21 protein-coding genes are annotated in these 22,753 nt (G+C 36.2%); 5 read left to right on the top strand and 16 right to left on the bottom strand.

The window, feature by feature from the left end:
- From xerC to A9G22_RS09095, 10 genes are all read right to left on the bottom strand, one after another.
- The gene (gene xerC, locus A9G22_RS09135) at positions 1-921 is read right to left on the bottom strand and encodes a tyrosine recombinase XerC (protein WP_065587462.1); all 921 of its coding nucleotides are present in this window, start codon (positions 919-921) and stop codon (positions 1-3) included.
- 9 nt (positions 922-930) lie between these two features.
- The gene (locus tag A9G22_RS09130; protein WP_065587461.1) at positions 931-1,665 is read right to left on the bottom strand and encodes a DUF484 family protein; all 735 of its coding nucleotides are present in this window, start codon (positions 1,663-1,665) and stop codon (positions 931-933) included.
- 161 nt (positions 1,666-1,826) lie between these two features.
- Complete coding sequence (gene dapF / locus A9G22_RS09125; protein WP_065587460.1) at positions 1,827-2,651, bottom strand: diaminopimelate epimerase; 825 nt, start codon at positions 2,649-2,651, stop codon at positions 1,827-1,829.
- A gap of 124 nt (positions 2,652-2,775) precedes the next feature.
- Entirely contained in the window at positions 2,776-4,029 is a 1,254-nt protein-coding gene (gene lysA / locus A9G22_RS09120) for a diaminopimelate decarboxylase (RefSeq protein ID WP_065587459.1), read from the bottom strand.
- Between the two features lie 12 nt (positions 4,030-4,041).
- On the bottom strand, positions 4,042-4,209 hold the full coding sequence (gene lptM / locus A9G22_RS11150) for an LPS translocon maturation chaperone LptM (RefSeq protein WP_081297029.1): 168 nt from the start codon (positions 4,207-4,209) through the stop codon (positions 4,042-4,044).
- Positions 4,210-4,433: 224 nt separating this feature from the next.
- Positions 4,434-5,315, bottom strand: coding sequence for an L-ribulose-5-phosphate 3-epimerase (locus tag A9G22_RS09115; protein WP_442899751.1), 882 nt, complete (start codon positions 5,313-5,315; stop codon positions 4,434-4,436).
- Positions 5,316-5,416: 101 nt separating this feature from the next.
- Positions 5,417-6,061, bottom strand: coding sequence for a 3-keto-L-gulonate-6-phosphate decarboxylase UlaD (locus A9G22_RS09110; RefSeq protein ID WP_065587457.1), 645 nt, complete (start codon positions 6,059-6,061; stop codon positions 5,417-5,419).
- Between the two features lie 19 nt (positions 6,062-6,080).
- Positions 6,081-6,773 carry an L-ribulose-5-phosphate 4-epimerase gene (locus tag A9G22_RS09105; RefSeq protein WP_065587456.1) on the bottom strand — a complete coding sequence of 231 codons (693 nt, stop codon included), beginning with the start codon at positions 6,771-6,773 and terminating at the stop codon, positions 6,081-6,083.
- A 3-nt stretch (positions 6,774-6,776) separates the two neighbouring features.
- The gene (locus tag A9G22_RS09100) at positions 6,777-7,250 is read right to left on the bottom strand and encodes a PTS sugar transporter subunit IIA (protein WP_065587455.1); all 474 of its coding nucleotides are present in this window, start codon (positions 7,248-7,250) and stop codon (positions 6,777-6,779) included.
- Between the two features lie 27 nt (positions 7,251-7,277).
- Complete coding sequence (locus A9G22_RS09095; protein ID WP_442899750.1) at positions 7,278-8,999, bottom strand: PTS ascorbate-specific subunit IIBC; 1,722 nt, start codon at positions 8,997-8,999, stop codon at positions 7,278-7,280.
- Between the two features lie 399 nt (positions 9,000-9,398).
- On the opposite strand from A9G22_RS09095, the gene ulaR reads away from it, so the two are divergent.
- The gene (gene ulaR, locus A9G22_RS09090; protein ID WP_065587453.1) at positions 9,399-10,160 is read left to right on the top strand and encodes an HTH-type transcriptional regulator UlaR; all 762 of its coding nucleotides are present in this window, start codon (positions 9,399-9,401) and stop codon (positions 10,158-10,160) included.
- A gap of 25 nt (positions 10,161-10,185) precedes the next feature.
- Complete coding sequence (gene ulaG / locus A9G22_RS09085; RefSeq protein WP_065587452.1) at positions 10,186-11,253, top strand: L-ascorbate 6-phosphate lactonase; 1,068 nt, start codon at positions 10,186-10,188, stop codon at positions 11,251-11,253.
- Positions 11,254-11,376: 123 nt separating this feature from the next.
- Here the strand turns inward: ulaG and recG are convergent, their stop codons facing one another.
- The 5 genes from recG to pmbA all read right to left on the bottom strand — a co-directional run bounded on the left by recG (position 11,377) and on the right by pmbA (position 19,153).
- A complete protein-coding gene (gene recG / locus A9G22_RS09080; protein WP_075508743.1) occupies positions 11,377-13,470 on the bottom strand; it encodes an ATP-dependent DNA helicase RecG in 2,094 nt (697 codons plus the stop codon).
- A 5-nt stretch (positions 13,471-13,475) separates the two neighbouring features.
- Positions 13,476-15,584: a bifunctional GTP diphosphokinase/guanosine-3',5'-bis pyrophosphate 3'-pyrophosphohydrolase gene (gene spoT, locus A9G22_RS09075; RefSeq protein WP_065587450.1), complete on the bottom strand. Its 2,109-nt coding sequence runs from the start codon at positions 15,582-15,584 to the stop codon at positions 13,476-13,478.
- An 18-nt stretch (positions 15,585-15,602) separates the two neighbouring features.
- Entirely contained in the window at positions 15,603-15,893 is a 291-nt protein-coding gene (gene rpoZ, locus A9G22_RS09070; protein ID WP_065587449.1) for a DNA-directed RNA polymerase subunit omega, read from the bottom strand.
- A gap of 165 nt (positions 15,894-16,058) precedes the next feature.
- On the bottom strand, positions 16,059-17,792 hold the full coding sequence (locus A9G22_RS09065; RefSeq protein WP_218058795.1) for a SulP family inorganic anion transporter: 1,734 nt from the start codon (positions 17,790-17,792) through the stop codon (positions 16,059-16,061).
- An 8-nt stretch (positions 17,793-17,800) separates the two neighbouring features.
- Complete coding sequence (gene pmbA / locus A9G22_RS09060) at positions 17,801-19,153, bottom strand: metalloprotease PmbA (protein WP_075508742.1); 1,353 nt, start codon at positions 19,151-19,153, stop codon at positions 17,801-17,803.
- Between the two features lie 77 nt (positions 19,154-19,230).
- Between pmbA and yjgA the strand changes: the two genes are divergently transcribed.
- From yjgA to cspE, 3 genes are all read left to right on the top strand, one after another.
- A complete protein-coding gene (gene yjgA, locus A9G22_RS09055) occupies positions 19,231-19,767 on the top strand; it encodes a ribosome biogenesis factor YjgA (protein WP_065587447.1) in 537 nt (178 codons plus the stop codon).
- Positions 19,768-19,830: 63 nt separating this feature from the next.
- Positions 19,831-20,361, top strand: a complete 531-nt coding sequence (gene ppa / locus A9G22_RS09050; RefSeq protein ID WP_065561528.1) for an inorganic diphosphatase — start codon at positions 19,831-19,833, stop codon at positions 20,359-20,361.
- A gap of 390 nt (positions 20,362-20,751) precedes the next feature.
- Positions 20,752-20,961, top strand: coding sequence for a transcription antiterminator/RNA stability regulator CspE (cspE, locus tag A9G22_RS09045; RefSeq protein ID WP_025315032.1), 210 nt, complete (start codon positions 20,752-20,754; stop codon positions 20,959-20,961).
- Positions 20,962-21,092: 131 nt separating this feature from the next.
- Here cspE and gapA read toward each other — a convergent pair whose 3' ends face one another.
- Positions 21,093-22,088 carry a glyceraldehyde-3-phosphate dehydrogenase gene (gapA, locus tag A9G22_RS09040; protein WP_065587446.1) on the bottom strand — a complete coding sequence of 332 codons (996 nt, stop codon included), beginning with the start codon at positions 22,086-22,088 and terminating at the stop codon, positions 21,093-21,095.
- Between the last annotated feature and the right edge of the window lie 665 nt (positions 22,089-22,753).

Genomic DNA, 22,753 nt, shown 5'->3' with positions numbered 1-22,753 from the left:
TTATTTTCCCCTTTTTGCTCGTGGATGAGCTGAATCATAAACTTCAGATAAATGTGAAAAATCCAAATGCGTATAAACTTGGGTCGTTGATAAATCGGCATGCCCAAGCAACTCTTGTACAGCACGCAAATCTCCACTTGATTCAAGCATATGTGTAGCAAATGAATGGCGTAATTTATGAGGATGAACATGACTGCTTAAACCTTGTTTAACGCCCCACTCTGCGAATCGTTTTTCAACATTACGTGGCGAAATTCGTCTGCCTAACTTTGAAATAAATAGGGCATCGTCTTGTGGAATAAACAGATCTCGCATTGGAAGCCAGTGTTTGATCCATTTGATAGATTCCCGACCTAATGGCAGTTTTCGTTCTTTATTACCCTTCCCCATAACACGAATTTCACCATCGGTAAGATTTAACTCTCGACAATTAAGGCTGACTAATTCGGAAAGACGCAACCCCGAACCATACATAACTTCAAGCATAGCTCTATCACGAACCGAAAGCGGATCGTTATAATCAATATTGAGCAATTGATTAATTTCGTCAATATCGATATTTTTTGGCAAATGTTGACCTAGCTTTGGATTCAACACGCCTCGAGCAGGATTGGCAGTAAGGAGCTTGTTTTTTACCATCCAATCACAAAAACTACGCAAAGCCGATAGCCTTAATGACAAGCTTCTTGCTTGTAGCCCCGTTTGCTTGCTACGACTAATTAACAGTCTTACTGCGGATGAATCTAAATCTTGCCAAGTTAAAATTTCAACCTCTTTTGCCAACGATATAAGTGCATAAAGCTGACGTCGATAATTGATTTGAGTATTTAAACTGAGCTGTTTTTCTGACTTGAGATAATTTAAAAACTGATCGACAGGTAACGTTAATTTAACATTACCATTTTGATTAGACAACTCCATGACGTTTCCTTATTTTTTCCGCATAATCCATCTGCTGATTAAAATAGGTAAAATTTCACTCATCTTTTCAAGTAACAATGTACCTTGCCCAGCTTGATAATGTTCTGGATTAGCACTAGTAAACACTAAAAGCCCCAAATCGCCAAATTGTCCTAATAAAGTTAAAGCCACTGACCCAATATAACCATGTTCAGGTAATAAAAAATCGAGCTCTGTTGAGTTTAATGTGCCTAAATATTGTTGACTATATTGCAAATGCCTAACACGAATAAAATCAAATTGCGAGGAATCTAAAGCTAAGTGATAATAATTTGATGGAGCATTAAGTAACCATTTATCGTCAAAAAGATATAAATAAGCACCACTAAGCCCTAACGATTTTGCCCATGTATTCAATAATACCATTAATTGATTTAAATCATGAGCTTTAATCAATTCAATTTGTAAATCCATCAGTTGTCTAAACAGCAATTCGTTGGCACTAGCATGTTCCATTAATAATGTGATTTCGCACTCTAATTGCTTAATTTTGTTACGTTGACGAGCCATATTCCATTCAGGTAATGAAATAATTCCCCGAACAGGATGAGGCACTCGCATGTACTCCACATACCGCGCATTTCGCATAAAAAAATCAGGGTTATCAATAAGATATTGACTCACAATGTCATCATTTAATTTTTCTGATGAAGGCTGTTGTTGTGTTTTTTTTGCTCTCAATTTTCGTGTATTTTTAGCAACCATAATTAACGTCTATTGTATTATCTTATAATTCTATATACTTTCCGCATTTGATTGGACCACACCAAAAAAAATTAAATAAAATCAATTGCTTTTCTGAATTATTTTATCTTATGAAGTTTTTCATCAACAAATGTTAAAGCCATACAGTAAGAATATCAAAATTAAATGGCAATAAAGCCATCATACACATGCGTAGCAGGTCCAGTCATATAAAGGGGATGATTGCCGCCTTTCCATTCAATTAATAATTTGCCACCCGGTAAATTAACCTTAACACGTTGGTTCAATAATCCTTGATTAATACCGACCGCTACCGCAGCACAAGCCCCCGTACCACAAGCTTTCGTTTCGCCAACCCCACGTTCAAATACACGCAAATTAATGTTATCGCGATCAATAATATGCATAAACCCAATATTGGCGCGTTCAGGAAAGCGATCATGTTGCTCTAATAATGACCCAAGTGTTGCCACTTCTGCTGTTACAATATTATCAACTTGAATCACACAGTGAGGATTCCCCATAGATGCAACACCACATAATATGGTCTGTTCTTGTGCACGAATGATATAGGTTTTTTCTTCTTTAATAGCCTTAAAAGGAATCTTATTCGGTTCGAAAATAGGCTCCCCCATATTCACACGTACGGTATCGTCGTCATTGACGGTTAAAACAATATTACCTTTCATGGTACTGACTTTTAACACGCGTTTTCGGCTTAGTCCTTTTAAACGAACAAAACGCGCAAAACAACGAGCACCATTACCGCACTGCTCAACTTCAGAACCATCGGAATTAAAAATACGATAATGAAAATCACTATCGGGTACATAAGGAGGCTCAACAATAAGAAGTTGATCAAACCCGACACCCGTATACCTATCTGCCATGCGTTTAATCATTTCTGCCGAGAGATGAACATTTTGCGTCACTGCATCAATAACCATAAAATCATTTCCGAGTCCATGCATTTTTGAAAAGTTCATCGTTAGTTTACCTTCTATATGTCAACCGTGTTAGTTTGTTATTCTTCAGTTTAGGCTGTTAACCAGCATCAACTTAAAAAGGAAATGCTATTGTGATTAAGCATTCCGATATAATGTATAAATATTATAAAACCACTTCTCCGTGCCATAAATCTTCGAAAGATTCACGCTTACGGATTAATTTATGTTGTTGTTCATCAATAAGCATCACTTCAGCAGGTCTCGGGTGACTATTGTAATTCGAGGCCATACTAAAACCATAAGCACCAGCACTACAAATGACCAATAAATCATCTTGGTTAACCGAAAGCTGGCGCTGATAAGCCAGTACATCGCTTGATTCACATATTGGTCCAACAACATTATATACAAACGATTCATCGCCGGCTCGTGGTTGTTTTTCAGGCAATATATTCATCCAAGCATCGTAAAGGGCTGGACGGATTAAGTCATTCATCCCCGCATCAACAATCGCAAAATGGTTACCATCTTGGTGTTTGGTATATTCTACTTTAGTAATTAACATACCTGAATTAGCAACAATAGACCGTCCTGGCTCAAACAAAATTTCAATATCGGGATAATTAGCTAATTTGTTTTTTAACTCAGTCACAAGTTGTGATGCTGTAGGAGGTTGTTCATTATCATAACAAACACCTAAACCGCCACCTAAATCGATATGTTCAATAACAATATTATCCGATTGTAGTTTATCCACTAAGGCAAGAATACGATCGGCAGCATCAAGAAATGGCGATAATTGAGTTAACTGTGAACCAATATGACAATCAATACCAACAATATTGATATTGGCTAATGATCGTGCCTTTCGGTAAACATCTAAAGCTAACTCATAGCTAATCCCAAATTTATTTTCGCGTAGACCTGTTGAGATATAAGGATGTGTTTTAGCGTCTACATCGGGATTGATTCTTAATGAAATCGGTGCAGTTTTATTTAATCGTTTGGCAACTTCATCAATTCGATACAATTCGGCTTCAGATTCAACATTAAAGCATTTAATGCCGACTTCAAGCGCACGTTCAATTTCAACGATTGATTTAGCAACACCAGAAAAAACGATTTTTTTAGGATCGGCACCCGCTTTTAATACTCGCTCTAACTCACCTTGTGAAACAATATCAAAACCCGCTCCCAGTTTTACCAATAAACTTAAAACCGCTAAATTACTATTAGCCTTAACCGCATAACAAACTAAATGCTTATTATTAGTCAAAACCTGTTCATAGGCTAGAAACTGTTTACTGATGTGATCGGCCGAATAAACATATAATGGTGTACCATACTGCTTAGCAAGATCGGCTATTGCTATTTGATTAGCGAATAAACGATCATGTTGATAATTTAAAAAATCCATCACGTTATTCCATTATGCAATTTTAATGAATGCATCAGTTTGAATTGAAGTCATTGTTGTTGATTGAGCCTGCTGCGTTACCGTTTTTTCAACTGGACGATAAAGCGGGCCCTTTAATCCACATCCCATTAATGTCAACGTAACAAAAAGGACAAAGAGTAATTTTATAATTGATTTCATACAATATCCGCAATTCTTTCTATTTTTTAGAATGCTATCTATATTACACGATAGGCACAATGCTGCAAAGCGCAAATAATAACACCTAAACAAACAGATATACAAAATTGGGAAACTGTGCTGTTTTATCAAAATTAGCGTTATGCTCCACCGTTAAATTATATTAGTGGAGCATAATGTATTTTAATTGCAGATGATGAGTTCACTATTGATTTTCTTTAACTCTAGAGTTTTGAAAATAAAGGATAATTAGCTTTTTCTCCAATTGCTTTTAAGCGTTTTTGGGCGGTAATTATGTTGTCTTGCCATTTTTCATCTTTTGCCCACATTTCAATCACTAAGGGTGCAACATAATTCATAGCACGGAGCGTATTGAAAATAGCGTTAAAATCAACATCTCCTTCACCAATAACCAGATCCCTAAACTGTCCGAGATAATCGGCTTTAACTTTGAAGGTATCTTTTAGATGAACTTGGACTATATGATCACGGCTTAACATAAGTTCAGTGCAAGTATCATAATTCCAACCAGTAATATTACCGACATCAGGATAAGCCATAAAGTAAGGAGAGTCGATATTTTTTTTTAGGATTTCGAATTTACTTAAACTGTTAAGATAAGGCGTATCCATAATTTCAACCGCTAACATCACCCCTGCTCTCTCTGCTTGCTTAACTGCCCACTGCATACCTTGAATAAAGCGCTGATGCGTTTGTAAGTCAGCCGGTTCATAATAAACATCATAGCCAGCTAGCTGAATCACTCTTATTCCTAACTTATAAGCTAGCGTAATGGCTTTATCCATGATGATTTTAGCTTCATTGCGGATATCATTATTGGCTGAACCAAATGGATATTTACGATGTGCACTTAAGCACATGGAATGTAGGGGAATTCCGATTTTTTCACATTGATGCCTGAGTGAATAGATCTCATCGTCAGACCAATTTAATCTGGCACGGCGTTCATTCGATTCATCGATCGAAATTTCGATAAAATCAAATCCTAGGTTTTTAGTTACTTGTAATTTATCTTGCCATGATAACTCGTTAGGTAAGGCTTTTTCATAAATACCAATGCGAGGCGTATTTTTGGCTTGATACAGTGTTTCTGATATATCTTTACTTTGACTTTGCGACATTGTGATAACCCATATTTTATATAAAAAGAGATCATGCAGTCAGTTTCTTCGACTGCATGCGGTTGTTACCAATATTTTGCAATCTGTTCTCTTAATGCATGCGCAGTTTTTTGACCGTTTTCACTAGCCAAAGCACGTCCAGCAATAAACGCTTTGGTTTTAATACCCGCAAATAGATGTATATCTTCAGGTACAATGCCGCCTGTAATTGACAGTTCTAACCCTAAATCAGAAAGTTGACGCATTTTAATTAAATCATCCTCACTCCAGCCAATACCAGCAAGTTCAGCATCGCGTGACCGATGATATATTGCTTGCTTAATGCCTAATTTCCGCCACGCTTTCGCATCATCTAATGTCCAATGACCATATAATTCAATTTGAATTTCGCCTTTAAATTCATCAGCCACTTTTTTACATGCTTCAACGGTTGCAATGTGAGCTGCGGCTGATACTGTTAACCAATTTGCGCCGGCTGAAAACGCCATTTTTGCCAATATCGCACCACCGTCAGTTGTTTTTAAATCACAGACTAAAATATGATTTGGATAGAGCTCTCTTAGCCTTTTTACACTTTGCATGCCTGCACCAAAAGCAAGAATGGTGCCAACTTCAATGATTTCGACAAATCCTGCTACATTTTTCGCCACATCTAAGGCTGGTGCTAATTCGGTTTGATCTAACGCAATTTGTAATTTTGGTGTTGACATGTTTTTCTCCTTATCTCTTTTATTTTTGACCGTAGTAAGCATTCGCACCATGTTTGCGAAAGTAGTGCTTATCTGATAAAGTTTGTTGAATTTTAATTGTCTGATTTAGTTGGCGGGTTGCCAATGCCATCATGGCGATTTCTTCAAGTACAACGGCATTATGTACAGCATCAAAAGCACTTTTACCCCAGCAAAATGGCGCATGTCCCGAAATCACCGCTCCTGGCATTGCGACAGGATCAAGCCCACGGCATTTAAATTCTTCAACAATAACTAACCCGGTGTTTTTTTCGTAGTCAGTTGCAATTTCGCTATCGGTCAATTCACGTGTGCAGGGCACATCGCCATAAAAGTAATCAGCATGTGTGGTGCCTAAAGCAGGAATATCTAATTCAGCCTGAGCCCAAATGGTTGCATAACGTGAATGCGTATGTACAACACCACCAATATCAGGAAACGCTTTATACAGTTCGATATGCGTTGCAGTATCGCTTGAAGGATTCAACCTCCCTTCAACAATGTCGCCCGTTAATGAAACCACCACGATATCATCAACGGTCATATTGCTATACTCAACACCAGAAGGCTTAATGGCAATAACCGCTTTAGTGCGATCAATTTCAGACACATTACCCCACGTAAAGGTGACCAAATTATATTTTGGTAACAATAAATTAGCTTGTAAGACACGTTTTTTTAAAGCTTGATACATAACTCAACCTCCGCTCAAAGCCTGATCAATAACGGCATAAACATCTTCTTTTGAGTTACATCGCCTCAATTTGTCAAGATCAACACCAGTTTCGCTATTTTCATCATCTAAGATTTGGGTCACTTCCATTAATCCTTCCATATGCTGATCAGACGTACTACCAGCAAGCGTTACTAAAACATCCACTGGTTCATCTTCACCTTCAAAATAGACGGGATTTTTTAAGGTAACTAAAGCAAACGCAGTTCGATTTACGCCGTCTTCAGGTCTGGCATGCGGCATAGCAAAATTTGGTGCAATAATAATGTAGGGTCCCATTGTTTTAACGCAGTTAATAATGGCATCGTAATAGGACGGCTCTATCGCTTTTGATGCAACTAACATATCCGTGCCTAGCTTGATAGCTTCTTGCCAGGTTGCAACATCTGCTTTGAGCAAAATAGAGTTATTCTCAATTAATGATTCTTTTAAAGCCATGTTGTACTCCTTTTTTTATTGGAAAATCTATTTAGAAATTACTTGATTAATCAGCTTAATAAGCTCATCACCAAAAGTTTGTGGATTAAGCATATTTTGTACACCTAACGCATACTGACCTTCATTAACTTCAATTTCATGAATAAGATGTTTTGAAGCAACAATAATATCGACATTAGGAAGACGTGATTTATAATCAGTCACTGCACAAGAGTCCATTTCATTCGGGATTCCTTTTTTATTTAAGTAATTGGCAATTTTCATTTTCATCATCATTGAGGAACCTTGGCCACTACCACAGACAGCCAAAATGCGAACTGCGCGATCTTTGCTTGTATCGATATCATCCATTTTTTCAACTACAGCTTTATTGATATCTTGATGTTCATCATTTATCTCTGGTTGATTTTTTTGCATGGCTTCATCCAAACGTAACTGTTTAGCAGCAAAGAACATATAAAGCATGGCTAATGCAATAAGCACATAGATAAATAAATGCGAAATAGATAAACCTTGTAAAATCGGTGGAAATAATATTGCCCAATCAGCCATTCCCATCCAAGAATCAATCGGTGTACCATTTTGTGCAAAAATATAAATGACCCAAGCCGAACCAAACACCTCTATCATGCCCATTACAAAACAAATTTTCATAACGGCCTTCCAACCACCAAAGTGGTTAGCAAAAACACCAATGGTTGCGTTCGAAAAAAACATCGGAATAAAACCAGGAATAATCATGATCGGTGATTTAAAGACAAGTAATAAAGCAATCGCTAAAAATTGTCCTAATGCTCCCCAAATAAAACCAAATACCATGGCATTAGGCGAAAATGCATAAATGGCAGCACAATCAATCGCCAATACAGCATTGGGAATTAATTTTTCTGAAATACCTTTAAAGGCTTCAGACAGCTCAGCAACAAACATACGCACACCACTTACAATCACTTGGATCGCCACAGCAAATTTAAGACCAGTTTCAAAAATATAGATTGTCCAATGAGTTGATCCCGCCATGGTTTGCAAATTATCTAAACCAAAAGAAAGTAAAATAATTCCGAAGAAAAATGTCATAACAATAGTGGTTGCAGCGATACTATCATGAAAAATGTGCAACCATTTAGGTAGTTTTAAATTATCCACCGAATCGTTTTTATTCCCCAGTTTGGGCGCTAATTTAACGGCAATCCATGATCCAATTTGTTGTTGGTGACCAATTGAAAATCCAGCACCACCGGTGACAGCCTCAGTGGGTTTAAACATCATATTCGAAAAGATCCCCCAATAAAGCGCGATAATAACGGCTGAATAGATAATGGTTTCCCACATACTGTAGCCAAAAAGAAAGTAAAATAATGCAATTAAACCGACCTGCTGAAACATAATATGGCCAGTTAACATGATGGTTCGAATACCTGTTATACGTCGAAAAATCACCAACACGATATTAATAGCCAATGCTAACAATACTGCATAACCAACCCATGAATAGTTTTCATGCATGCCATTTTCAACGGCCACCATTGATGCATAGGTATCAATAATAGATCCCTTAATGCCATGATACTCTGCCAGTTTAGCGATAACAGGTTTGAAAGTTGAAACTAACACGCCAGATCCAACTTGTAATAACATAAAACCCACAATGGTTTTGATGGTACCTTTTAAAATTGTTGTTATATCTTTACGTAATAGACAATAACCTAACATTGTTACCAAACCCAGCAACAAAGGCGCCTTTGTCATAACTTGACTATAAAAAATATAAAATACGTTATAGATTACTTCCATATGTTCCTCTCATCAGTTATCGACATTTTTCATTACTCAAACAATACATCTCGAAAATCAAGTTTTATCAAAATTAAAACACATCGATATCTTCCACAATCAAAATAATTCATTCAATGATTATTTTTGATTAATTTGACAACGATCACTTTTCCAAACGATTAATAACCGCACCTGTGACACTCATCACATTTTGATAAAAAAGCACGAGCAAAATTTTAAGTTAAAGTTATTATTATCAATGAATTAGATAACTACTTTAGTGAATTAAATTTTAAAATAATTGACATAAATATAAATGAAAATTATCATCAATTTAAATCACATTTAATCAACAATTATAAAGAGGTTATAATGAACGAGCTATCTCGGCATAACGAAATAGTGGCATTAGTTAACGAAAAAGGTATGGTTAAAGTTACTGAGTTAATTTCACTTTTTGCTATTTCACCCGCAACTGCTCGGCGAGACATCACAAAACTGGATCAAGAAGGACGAGTAAAAAAAGTCCGCAATGGAATTATGCGATTAGAAGAAGTAAAACCAACTTGGGTACCAATTGATAATCACAATACTGACCATTATCACGAAAAAGCACGCATTGCCATACGTGCTGCTAAACTATGCAATAATGAAGAAAACATTATTATAAACTGTGGCTCGACAGCATTTTTACTCGGTCGCGAACTGTGCGGTAAAAATGTCTCAATTATTACTAACTACTTTCCATTAGCGTGTTACTTAATTGAGCATGACCATGAAAATGTCATCATTATGGGAGGATTATACAACAAGACACAAAATATTATTCTTAACCCCATTGCCAATATTACCAATTCTTATGCAGGCAAATGGATGTTTACCAGTGGTAAAACATTAACGCCAACCGGTCTTTATAAAAACGAAATTTTAGGCGCTGTTGCTGAACAGCAAATACTTGAACAAGTCGAAAATTTAGTTGTTGTTGTTGATAGTTCAAAAATTGATAAAAATGCCAATTCAGGCATGCTTTTTTGTCCTGTCAATAAAATCGATATTTTAATTACTGGGAAACAAGCAAATAAGGACGTGATTGAATGCATTAAGGAGCAAGGCGTTAAAGTTATTTTAGTTTAACTATAAATTGTAAAAGGAACAAAGTATGAGTAAAGTGAACGAAATTACCCGTGAATCATGGATATTAAATACATTTCCTGAATGGGGAACCTGGCTTAATGAAGAAATAGAAACGACAGAAGTTAAACCCAACACATTTACAATGTGGTGGCTTGCTTGTACCGGTATCTGGTTAAAATCAGCTGGTAATACAAATATATCTGTCGATTTTTGGTGTGGCACTGGAAAAAAAACACACGCAAATCCATTAATGAACAAACAACATCAAATGATGCGTATGGGTGGCGTGCGTGAATTACAACCAAACTTAAGAACCAGTCCATTTGTTCTTGACCCTTTTGCAATAAAACAAATTGATGCCGTCATGGCAACGCACGATCATGCCGATCATATTGATGTCAATGTGGCTGCTGCTGTCATTCAAAACTGTTCATCTAAAGTTAAATTTATTGGTCCTAAAGCTTGTGTAGAATTATGGAAAAGTTGGGGAGTTCCAGAAGATCGCTGCATTGTTGCCAAAGTTGGCGAAACAATTCAAGTTGGTGACATAACCATTCGTGTATTGGACTCTTTTGATAGAACTTCACTCGTTACTCTACCCAAAGGCGTATCATCTACAGATAAATCTATTTTAGATGGCATGAATGACAGAGCAGTTAACTATCTATTTGAAACAACGGGTGGTTCACTTTATCACTCTGGTGATTCACACTATTCTAATTATTATGCAAAACACGGTAATGATTATAAAATTGATGTTGCATTGCTATCTTATGGCGAAAATCCACGTGGTGTAACAGATAAAATGACTTCAGCAGATATCTTGCGCGCAGCTGAATCACTCAATACTAAAGTCGTTATTCCTTTCCATCATGACATTTGGGCCAACTTCCAAAGTGACCCGCGTGAAATCGAAGTGTTATGGCAAATGAAAAAAGATCGCCTAGATTATCAATTTAAGCCTTTCTTTTGGCAAGTGGGAGGAAAATATACTTATCCAACCGATAAACATAAAATGCATTATCAACATTATCGTGGATTTAGAGATATCTTTACCGATGAGCCAGAATTACCTTATCGCTCATTCTTATAACTCTGCAATTTTATGTTAACTTTAATGTGTGGACTAAAAACAACAATGTTGAAGCCCACACATAAACTCATTATCTCTAAATGAGTACAACATTAAATATCTGTTCAAAAAATACTGCAACAATTATACATTAATATATTTTTCACGATTTGGCAGCCAACAGTTAACTAATTGTAAGGCGCTTTGCGGATAGTTTGTTTGGATATCATAAGATGCGTGTTGGATTTCACTAATCAAATGCTGATCACGAATCAAATCAACCACTTTAAAATTAGCCGTACCCATTTGGCGAGTCCCTAAAATTTCACCACTACCACGAAGTTCAAGATCTTTTTGGGCAATAATAAAACCATCATTACTTTCACGCATTACTTTCATGCGTGCTTGGGCGACTTTGCTTAGGGGCGCTTGATACATTAATACACAATGAGACACTGCCGAACCTCGTCCAACTCGTCCACGTAACTGATGCAATTGGGCTAAACCTAAACGTTCTGCATTTTCAATAATCATTAAGCTAGCATTAGGTACATCAACGCCAACTTCAATAACTGTTGTGGCGACAAGCAATTGAATTTTTCCGGCTTTAAAGTCTTGCATGACCGATTGCTTTAAATCAGATTTCATTTTTCCATGCACTAACGCAATACTTAAATGAGGTAAACGCGCCTGTAATTCAGCAACCAGCATTTCAGCCGCTTGTGCATCAAGCGTTTCAGACTCTTCAACCAAGGTACATACCCAATATACTTGGCGATTATCTAAACAAGCTTGGTTGACACGTTCAATGATCTCATCTCGGCGAGTATTAGGTACTACAACTGTAGTGATAGGCGTTCTGCCTGGTGGTAATTCATCAATAACTGAAACATCGAGATCAGCATAAACTGTCATGGCTAATGTTCGGGGAATAGGCGTTGCGGTCATAATTAATTGATGTGGATAAAGATTATCTTTAATACCTTTTTCCCAAAGACTTAGGCGCTGATTAACACCAAACCGATGCTGTTCATCAATAATCACTAAACCTAACGAATAAAATTCCACTTGATCAACAAACACCGCATGTGTACCAATTAACAGGGTAATTTCACCATTTAAGATACGCTCATAACGCTGACGCTTATTTTTAGCGGTTAATCTCCCTGATAACCAATCCACAGAAATACCAAGAGGAGCAAACCATTGTTTAAAATTGTGATAATGTTGCTCTGCTAATATTTCAGTCGGCGCCATTAATACCACTTGTCGATTATTTTCTATTGCATTGAGTGCTGCTAGTGCTGCAACTAACGTTTTGCCAGAACCAACATCTCCCTGGATTAATCGCATCATTGGAATTGGTTTTGCCATATCCTGATAAATATCTTGAACCACTCGTTGCTGAGCACGAGTGGGGTTAAAAGGTAATGAAGATAAAAACGGTTTGATAAACTGTTGACTAACATTCATTGCATAAGCTTGTTGCTTTTGATTATCGGTTTTCAACATCAACATGCTTAAATGATAGGCGAGCAATTCTTCAAAAATAAACCGTCTAATTGCAGGGTGTTCCCCATTCGACAATTGCTTTATATCAGTATCTATTGGTGGATTATGAATAATATTTAATGAATCAAAAACAGTGAAATAGCGACTCGCTAGCGGTGTCGGTAAGATTTCTTTTGGTGGGTTACGTTTTAATAGTAGCAGTGCAGTGCGTATCAATTTACGAATAATATTTTGCGTAAGTCCGTAAGTTGTTGAATAGACAGGCGTATATCTTTCTTCATTGCAATCAGAAGCTAACAAATTAGCTTCACGACTATCTTTAATTTTATATTGTGGATGAATTACTTCAGGATAGCTTTTTCCTCTTTTAACCTCACCATAAGCACTTACCCACTTACCTGGCGTTAAACTTGCTTTCATTCCAGCATTGAAATTCATAAATCTTAATATCGCTATTCCTGAGTCATCTTGAATATAACAAACTAACATTTGTTTACGTCTAAAGATCACTTCAGTTTTTATGATACACCCCTCAATCGTGGTATACTCACCGATAGCCACATCACCAATGGCACAAGTCGAAGTGCGATCTTCGTAACGTAAAGGAAAGTGCAACAATAGATCTTTAACAGTATAGACACCTAATGTATTAAACTTTTTTTCTAGACTTTCACCAATTCCCGTTAACTTTATCAGCGGTAACTGGTCAAAAAAACGATTTATCATAATGCCTAATTTATATTTCGTGTAACATTCACTACATCTGGTTGTAATGACATTTTACGAATCAATTCATTAAGTTGCTGAGTATTTTTTACTTCTATCTGCAAAATAACCGTATAAATTTGTCTATCTTTTTCTTCGGTATTTAACCATTGTAGTCGGGTATCGTCATCATTAATAATTGAAAGTATATTCGCCAAAGAACCTTGAGTATTTAAAATATCAATCCAAATTTCGGCTACAAAGCGTTGAGAAATATCTGGCGCCCATTTGAGTGAGATATATTTTTCTGGATTATTTTGATAGCCTGTAACATTTCGGCAAGATTCATGATGCACTGTTAGCCCTTTTTCAGGACTGACATGCCCAATAATGGGATCATTGGGAATAGGATGACAACACTTAGAAAACGTAACCAAGACACCTTCACTTCCAGTGATAACAAGGGTTTTATTTGGCTCTGATTTATTTTGTAACAGCGCTTTATGTTCTAAACCTTTGGCAATAAAATGACTCATAATATTGCCTAACCCAATTTCAGCTAAGACATCATCAAAACAGGACAATTTAGCTAATTCAACCACTCGTTCTTTTTGACTTAATGACAAAGCATTAATACCGCCAGATTTAACTAACGAAAGATTGAGTAAACGTCGACCTAATTCAATTGCATCTTCACGTTTAAGCGTTTTAAGCGCCTGACGAATACGCGACTTTGCTTTGGCACTAACCACAAAATTTAACCAATTCGCGTTAGGTCGACCTTCTGGTGAAGTAATAATTTCAACAGTTTGCCCACTCTTTAATGGTTGTGATAAAGGGTAAGGTTTACGATCAACAATTGCACCAATACATTGATAACCAATATCAGAATGAACTGCATAAGCAAGATCAACTGATGTCGCTCCTTTAGGTAACTGTACAATACGCCCTTTAGGAGTAAAAACATAAATTTCTTTTGGAAACAATTCCGATTTTACGTTTTCAATAAATTCGAAAGAATTACCTACACTTTGTTGCAGTTCTAACAGGCTTTGCATCCAGCGCTGCGCTTTGATTTGTGTGGTCGTATTGTTTAATTCATCCGTTTCATTATATACCCAATGCGCAGCAACCCCCATTTCGGCCATTTGATCCATATCTTCGGTACGGATTTGTACTTCAACCGGAGTGCCGTGTGGTCCAATTAACGATGAATGTAACGATTGATATCCATTTGCTTTAGGAATCGCTATATAATCTTTAAAACGATTAAGACGTGGTTTATACAAATTATGTATTAGTCCAAGCGCGCGATAGCAAGCATCGACATCTTTAACCACAATTCTAAATGTGTAAATATCCATGATAGAATGAAAGTGCTGCTCACGTAGCTGCATCTTTTGATAAATGACATAGATATTTTTTTCAATACCAGTAACTTCTGCGTCAATATGGGCTTCTAATAATCGACCACGTATTTCAAACAAAATTTGTTGAATAAGTTCTTTTCGTGTATTTCTTGCCGTTTTAACTACTTTTTCAAGCACTTTAGCACGATTGGGATGCATTGCAGTAAAGCTCAAAATTTCGAGTTCAGTTTTAATATGATTAATCCCTAAACGATGCGCTAAAGGCGCATAAATTTCGAGAGTTTCTTTGGCAATACGACGACGTTTATCAGGTCTTAAAGCACCTAATGTGCGCATATTATGGGTGCGATCTGCAAGTTTAATTAAAATAACACGCACATCTTCGGTCATGGCAAGCACCATTTTCCGAAAATTTTCAGCTTGTGCCTCTTGTCTGTTACGGAATTTTAACTTATCAAGTTTAGAGACACCTTCAACTAAAATGGCAACATGTTTACCAAATTTATTCGTAATATCCTGAAAGGTGACAGAAGTATCTTCAATAGTATCATGTAAAAGTGCGGCAATGATTGTTTCATAATCAAGCCGCATATTAGCCAAATTTGTTGCGACTGCAACTGGGTGAGTGATATAAGGTTCGCCACTACATCGGAATTGCCCTTCATGTGCATTTTTAGCAAAAAGATAAGCATCTTGTATCGATTCAACTTGTTTAGGTGGAAGATAAAATGCTACAACCTCTTTTAAGCTATCAAAATATTGCATAAGCAATTCCTGTAAAGCTTATTCGTACGAAGGCGTGTTTTCGAGGAGAATCGATTCATGAAGCGTTGCACGCGCTTCTGCCTCTACGTCTTGACGCGTTTGAAAGTCAGCGATATCAAGAATTTGCTTATTGACAAGACCATCTTCAATTTCACGTAATGCAATAACGGTTTCCTTGTCGTTTTCTTCCGGAACAAGTGGTGATTTATTTTCAACTTGTAGTTGACGAGCGCGTCTTGCTGCTACAATAACGAGATCAAAGCGATTACCAATTTTTTCTACTGCATCTTGAACAGTTACACGTGCCATTTTTACCCCTAATATTGTTTACTAAAATGCTTCATTTGAAAGATCCAATATTGTACTTAAATTTGTAGGCAATTGTCTATATTAATATTGCTTTACCTATCGAAATCAAGGGCTCTGAGATAAATAAAAAAACAATCCTTCCGATTTTATTAATGGTCACGATAACTAAATAGATTCATCATCAACTTTACTATTTATTTGTTCCTTACTTTGGACTAATTTAACCGCAAAATAGAGATCATAAGCAAAATCAATATAATTATCATCAAGCTTAATATTCATTTGTTTAAACCAGTTTTTAAGAGTTTTGCGTCGGCCAGATAAGATTAAAATGACGTTTCTTACTTTTAAAGAGTTTACTAATTCATTAATGCCCGACAACACACTCACATCTTTATAAGTAAAGCAAGGAATCGCATCAACAATCACATAATTTATAGACTCATCTGCTTCGTCAATATAACTAATAATTCTTCGTCTAAAATAAGCAATATTGAAATAAGTTAACGGAGAATTAAATCGATAAATCATCGTGTTATTGACTGGTCGTACATCCTGACCTATTGAATGAATGCGACCACTTTCATCAATACCTAGTAATTGATCTTTTGGCCTAAATACGCGGCGTAAAAATAAAAATAGACCTAGCAGTACCGCCAGTGCCATACCTGGAATAATACCAATTACAAGCACTGAAACGAGCGTTGTCAAACTTAAATAAAATGCGTCTCGGTCAAATTTAAAAAAACGGATAATTGTTTGAAAATTGATTAACGACATTGAAGAGTAAATTAAAATCACTCCTAACACGCAAGTTGGAATAAATTGTAAAGGTGAAAGAAAAAACAATACCACTATACCAATTAACATTGCTGCAATAATCGAAACGAGCTGAGTTTTTCCTCCATTGGCATCATTCACAGCGGTTCTGGATGATGTGCCACTAACAACAAAACCTTGGGATAATCCTGCTACAATATTGGCGATACCCAATGCTTTAAACTCAATATCAGCATTGGTTTCGTAGTTATTTTTCGAGGCAAAACTGCGCACCGTTATCATCATACTCACAAAACAGATAATGGCAATATTAAGTGAAGGGACAACTAAATCACGCATTAAACCTTTATCGAAATCAAGCCATGATTCGACAGGTATAAAATCACCGTTCACATTACCAATGATACGAATATTAAAATGATCAAAATTAAACAGCCATGAAAAAAAAGTCATCACAATGACGGCTAACAGCGGCGCTGGATATTGAGGCTTTAAACGCTTTGAAACAATTAAAATTAATAATGTAAAAAATGAAACCAGTGCAGTACCTAGATGAATTTGTAATATTTTAAAAGGAAAATACACAATACGCTCAATCAAATAAGAATAATCATAACTAAAGCCCAATGTTTTGGCTAACTGATCAACCATAATGGTGATTGAAATACCATTCAATAAACCAATTAAAATGGGCTGGCTAAGTAAGTCAGCTAGTGCGCCAAGATGCAGCTTTCCAGCGATGATACACCAGATACCAATCATTATGGTTAATATAACAACTAACTGCCAACGCAAGATTGGATCATTTGCCGCTAACGGCAATACAACGGCAGCAACCACTGCACAAGTGGCCGTATCAGGTCCGACAATCAGCTGTTTAGAAGAACCAAAAAGCGCATATACAATTAAAGGCAAAATGGTCGAATACAGTCCAGCTATAGCGCCAACGCCTGTCAATTCAGCATAAGCAATTGACACGGGTAACGAAACAGCAGCAACCGATAAACCTGCCTTAATATCAAAATTAAGATATTCACGTCTATACTGTAATAGACTGCCTAATCCTGGCATCCATGAATCTATTTTTTGAAAAAAAGCACTGTGAAAAAACCTGCCCATACTGTTCCTTATTTTCCAGCTATGCTCATATTATCAATCAAAATCGAACCACATTGAATATTCGTTCTTGTTTCGATATCATTACCAATTGCTACAATGTTTTTATATATATCTTTAAGATTACCAGCAATGGTAATTTCGCTAACTGGATATTGAATTTGTCCATTTTCAACCCAAAAACCTGTGGCTCCGCGTGAATAATCTCCTGTCACACTATTAACACCTTGCCCCATTAACGAAGTCACAACAACACCTTTATCCAATTTTTTAAGCAAATCATCAAAACCCGCATTAGTTTGGCTTGGTGATACAAACCAATTATGAATTCCCCCTGCATGACCAGTCGAGGTTAATCCCAATTTACGAGCAGAATAATTGCCTAACAAATAAGTTTGCAACACGCCTTGTTCAACAATATTGCGCTTAACCGTTTTTGTGCCCTCACTATCAAAAGGCGATGATCCAACACCTTTTAAAATATGCGGATCTTCATAAATTGTCAGCCATTTAGGAAAAATAGTTTGTCCAACACTATCTAAAAGAAATGACGATTTACGATAAATTGCACCACCACTTATGGCACCAATCAAATGCCTAATGAGTCCAACAGCAACTTCAGCACAAAATAACACTGGAACTTGCATGGTTGCGATTTGCTTAGCGCCTAAATGTGAAATCGCTCTATCAGCCGCTTGCATGCCAACCCAATTTGCTGATTTTAATTCACTAAAATCGCGTGATGAAGTATAGGCATAATTACTTTCCATCTGCCCTGCCAGTTCAGCAATGACTGAACATGAAAGTGAATGTGAACTTGCACAATAACCTTGTAACATCCCCAAACTATTACCATAAACATAAACACCATAGCGACTACTAAAATAGCCGCCATCAGTATTAATTAATTTAGAATGATTGAGCGCAGTTAGCTCGGCTTGTTTGGCCTGTTCAATGGCATTATCAACATTTAAATCACTTGGATAAAACAAATCTAAATCGGGTGGATTAAACGCCATTTGGCTTACATCGCCCAAACCAGAACAAGGATCGGGCGAGGTATATTGCATAATATTAATGGCCATATCCACCGTTTGCAAAATGGCTTGAGAGGACAAGTCATTGGTTGACGCACTGCCTTTACGTTGATCTTGATAAACAGTAATGGATAATGCCCCATCACTATTAAATTCCACATTTTCGGTTTCTCCCATCCGCGTACTTACACTAATACCAGTTGATTGATTAATTGACACCTCAACTGCATCAACACGAGGTTTTGCTTGTTTAATGGCATTAGCAACAATCGCCGATAAATTCTCTTTTTGATGTAAGGCTTCTTTTTTAATCTGTTCAATACTCATTTTATTATTTTCTACAATTCTGCTAGTGATACGTTATAATAAGCCAGAATTGAATATTAGTTAACAAAAGAAATAATATGAATCATAATCAAGAGAAAAACTTAGAACCCAACTTCGCTATTGACACAGAAGATGACGAAATCATCTACGTTAGTAAAAGTGAAATCAAACGCGATGCCGAAGCCCTAAAAAAATTAGGTATCGAGCTTGTCAATTTAAGCAAAAACGAACTGGAAAAAATCCCTCTTGATGAGGATCTTATTTATGCCATTGAACTTGCGCAGAAGATAAAAAAAGAAGGGTATCGTAGACAAATTCAATATATTGGCAAGCTTCTACGTAGCCGAGATATTGAACCTATTAGCCAAGCGCTTGATAAGCTCAAAAATCGCCACAATCAGCAAATTGCTTTATTTCACAAACTTGAAAAGCTACGCGATGACCTGATTGCAACTAGCGATGCTGAAACCATTATGGACTTATACCCAACAGCCGATCGCCAGCAACTGCGCACTTTAGCTCGTTTAGCTAAAAAAGAGCAAGAAGCAAATAAACCCGTCAAATCGGCAAAGCAAATTTTTCAATATTTAAAAGAATTGAGCGATACAAAATAATCTTTATAATGTGCGCTTATTGTTATTAACAAACACATATAAACTTAGATAGAGGATACAAAAATGGGACTTTTAAATGTACCAGCAGGTAAAGAATTACCAGATGATATTTACGTTGTGATTGAAATTCCAGCTAATGCTGATCCAATAAAATATGAAGTCGATAAAGATACCGGTGCTGTATTTGTTGACCGTTTTATGGCAACAGCAATGTTTTATCCATGTAACTATGGTTATATTAATCACACATTATCATTAGATGGTGATCCAGTTGATGTATTAGTCCCAACGCCATACCCGCTACAACCGGGCTCTGTTATTCGTTGTCGCCCAGTCGGGGTATTAAAAATGACTGACGAAGCAGGTCAAGATGCAAAACTGGTTGCAGTACCTCACAGCAAACTATCAAAAGAATATGATCATATTAAAGACGTCGATGATTTACCTGAATTACTCAAATCGCAAATCAAACACTTTTTTGAACAATACAAAGCATTAGAAAAAGGTAAATGGGTTAAAGTTGACGGTTGGGACAATGCTGAAGCTGCTCGTAAAGAAATTATTGAATCATTTGAACGAGCAAAAAACAAATAAAATTTAACGCCCGAAAAATAACCACCCAAAAAGCCATAAATATTATTTTATGGCTTTTTTTATTTTTTAAATTTATTAACTTTTCAAATTAGCTAAAGTTGTAACTACACAAATTTTGCTTTTTATCAATTAATATGTAATTTTCTAAAAAATTTGAGAAAAAACTTTACCATAGCTTAAAAAATTTGTGATTAACATCTTGCTTTTGATTATAATTTATGCGGTAATAGCACTGGGTAAACAACAAAGTACAAAATTATGAAAACGACTAACTTTAATAATGTAGATTTGAACGCATTATCATGGTTTTAAAGTTACATAATTAATGTAATGTTAAAGCCCACGCGAGCCAAAAAGGCTAATTATTAATTATTGTTAGGATGTTAGTAAATGAATAAGAAAACAGGTCAAGTAAAATGGTTTAATGAAAGTAAAGGTTTTGGTTTTATTACCCCTGCGGATGGAAGTAAAGATGTATTTGTTCATTTTTCTGCTATTTCAGGTGACGGTTTTAAAACCTTAGCTGAAGGACAACAAGTTGAATTTGCTATCCAAGATAGCCCACGTGGGCCGGCAGCAGCTGAAGTTGTTGTTATTTAATAAATTTAATTATAAAAACGCTCATTTGTAAAAATGGGCGTTTTTTTAGGGTCACATAATTTAATTTTATAAAGCCATAAAAAAAGCGACCCAAGGCCGCTCTTTTAAATCAACTAACTAAAATTTAGTTATTATTTAGCAACTACAGCAATTAAATCTAACACTTTGTTAGAATAGCCAGCTTCATTATCATACCAAGAAACAAGTTTAACGAAGTTATCACTTAATTGGATACCTGCTTTAGCATCAAATACAGATGTACAAACTTCACCTAAGAAATCGGTAGAAACAACGTCATCTTCAGTATAACCGAGAACGCCTTTCATTGGACCTTCAGCAGCTGCTTTGATTGCTTTACAGATATCTTCGTATTTAGCAGGTTTTGCTAAACGGGCTGTTAAATCAACAACAGAAACGTCTGGAGTAGGAACACGGAAAGCCATACCAGTTAATTTACCATTTAACTCAGGAATCACTTTACCTACCGCCTTAGCAGCACCCGTTGATGAAGGGATGATATTTTGAGCAGCACCACGGCCACCACGCCAATCTTTATGAGATGGACCATCAACCGTTTTTTGAGTTGCAGTTGTTGCGTGAACAGTTGTCATTAATGCTTCAACGATACCGAAGTTATCATTGATTACTTTAGCTAAAGGCGCTAAACAGTTAGTGGTACATGAAGCATTAGAAACGATATCTTGTCCCGCATAATCTTTATCGTTAACACCCATTACAAACATTGGTGTGCTATCTTTAGAAGGACCAGTTAAAACCACTTTTTTAGCACCCGCTTGGATGTGTTTACGAGCTGTTTCGTCAGTTAAGAATAAACCTGTTGCTTCAGCAACAACATCAACACCCACTTCATTCCATTTTAAGTTTGCAGGATCGCGCTCAGCTGTAACGCGGATTGTTTTACCATTGACAACTAATTTACCGTCTTTAACTTCAACTGTACCATCAAAACGACCATGAGTTGAATCATATTTAAGCATATAAGCCATATATTCAACATCTAATAAATCGTTGATAGCAACAATTTCAATATCTGAACGTTTTTGAGCAGCACGGAAAACAATACGACCAATACGGCCAAATCCATTAATACCTACTTTGATAGTCATAACAATTACCTTCTTTTTAGTGTTTTTAATGTTAAAAATCTTTCCTGTAAACTATCAAATTTTAAAGACTTATTCAAGAAGATTCCTAATAATTAAACACGAATTGATTAAATAGATGAGCCTAAGCGCAGATTAAATAAATTATCGCAAATAAAATCATTGTGTTATTTAACATAACCGCCATCATGATAAGCCTCACTACTATAGTCAAACATCATTCCAAAAAGTTTATATGTGTTATAGATTCAACCGAATAAAAAGTGAGCTAAAACATTTTGCTTTAAACATCCCTGAAAACTACCTTAAAACTAATAACCTCGCTCGGTTGCACGGCCTAAACACGTTAATAATTGTTGATGTTATAATAGGTTAAGATATCTTTTAGCCTTTCGGGTTGTTACCGTTAATTGAACGGATAAATCAGTGATAACTGCAATTGGACTGTCTTTTAAAATAGACAAATATTTTGTGCGGTTATAACGCATCGTTTGTGATTTATTTAAAACAAAGCATCGCCTCGCAAAACCTTCCTGTTTGGCGTGTTAACCTCTCTCAGTTGTTGGCACTTTCTGATGCCGGAATAGTTACTGTATTGACTTTTGGGTGTTGTGAAAATTGGGCTGTTTTTATATAAAAACAGCTTAGATATAATATTAATTATATTT

The organism is Gilliamella sp. App2-1 (genome assembly GCF_001690255.1).
GTDB classification, from domain to species: domain Bacteria; phylum Pseudomonadota; class Gammaproteobacteria; order Enterobacterales; family Orbaceae; genus Gilliamella; species Gilliamella apicola_G.
The sequence above is the reverse complement of the archived record's forward strand: the minus strand, read 5'-3'. Positions and strand labels throughout refer to the sequence as shown.

Coding starts and splice junctions, on each gene's coding strand:
- lptM (WP_081297029.1), bottom strand. CDS start 4,209: ATGAAATCAATTATAAAATTACTCTTTGTCCTTTTTGTTACGTTGACA.
- gapA (WP_065587446.1), bottom strand. CDS start 22,088: ATGACTATCAAAGTAGGTATTAATGGATTTGGCCGTATTGGTCGTATT.
- A9G22_RS09105 (WP_065587456.1), bottom strand. CDS start 6,773: ATGTATCAAGCTTTAAAAAAACGTGTCTTACAAGCTAATTTATTGTTA.
- xerC (WP_065587462.1), bottom strand. CDS start 921: ATGGAGTTGTCTAATCAAAATGGTAATGTTAAATTAACGTTACCTGTC.
- rpoZ (WP_065587449.1), bottom strand. CDS start 15,893: ATGGCACGTGTAACTGTTCAAGATGCAGTAGAAAAAATTGGTAATCGC.
- ulaG (WP_065587452.1), top strand. CDS start 10,186: ATGAGTAAAGTGAACGAAATTACCCGTGAATCATGGATATTAAATACA.
- A9G22_RS09065 (WP_218058795.1), bottom strand. CDS start 17,792: ATGGGCAGGTTTTTTCACAGTGCTTTTTTTCAAAAAATAGATTCATGG.
- dapF (WP_065587460.1), bottom strand. CDS start 2,651: ATGAACTTTTCAAAAATGCATGGACTCGGAAATGATTTTATGGTTATT.
- ppa (WP_065561528.1), top strand. CDS start 19,831: ATGGGACTTTTAAATGTACCAGCAGGTAAAGAATTACCAGATGATATT.
- A9G22_RS09110 (WP_065587457.1), bottom strand. CDS start 6,061: ATGTCAACACCAAAATTACAAATTGCGTTAGATCAAACCGAATTAGCA.
- yjgA (WP_065587447.1), top strand. CDS start 19,231: ATGAATCATAATCAAGAGAAAAACTTAGAACCCAACTTCGCTATTGAC.
- lysA (WP_065587459.1), bottom strand. CDS start 4,029: ATGGATTTTTTAAATTATCAACATGATCGTTTATTCGCTAATCAAATA.
- cspE (WP_025315032.1), top strand. CDS start 20,752: ATGAATAAGAAAACAGGTCAAGTAAAATGGTTTAATGAAAGTAAAGGT.
- ulaR (WP_065587453.1), top strand. CDS start 9,399: ATGAACGAGCTATCTCGGCATAACGAAATAGTGGCATTAGTTAACGAA.
- pmbA (WP_075508742.1), bottom strand. CDS start 19,153: ATGAGTATTGAACAGATTAAAAAAGAAGCCTTACATCAAAAAGAGAAT.
- spoT (WP_065587450.1), bottom strand. CDS start 15,584: ATGCAATATTTTGATAGCTTAAAAGAGGTTGTAGCATTTTATCTTCCA.
- A9G22_RS09130 (WP_065587461.1), bottom strand. CDS start 1,665: ATGGTTGCTAAAAATACACGAAAATTGAGAGCAAAAAAAACACAACAA.
- A9G22_RS09100 (WP_065587455.1), bottom strand. CDS start 7,250: ATGGCTTTAAAAGAATCATTAATTGAGAATAACTCTATTTTGCTCAAA.
- recG (WP_075508743.1), bottom strand. CDS start 13,470: ATGATAAATCGTTTTTTTGACCAGTTACCGCTGATAAAGTTAACGGGA.
- A9G22_RS09095 (WP_442899750.1), bottom strand. CDS start 8,999: ATGACAAAGGCGCCTTTGTTGCTGGGTTTGGTAACAATGTTAGGTTAT.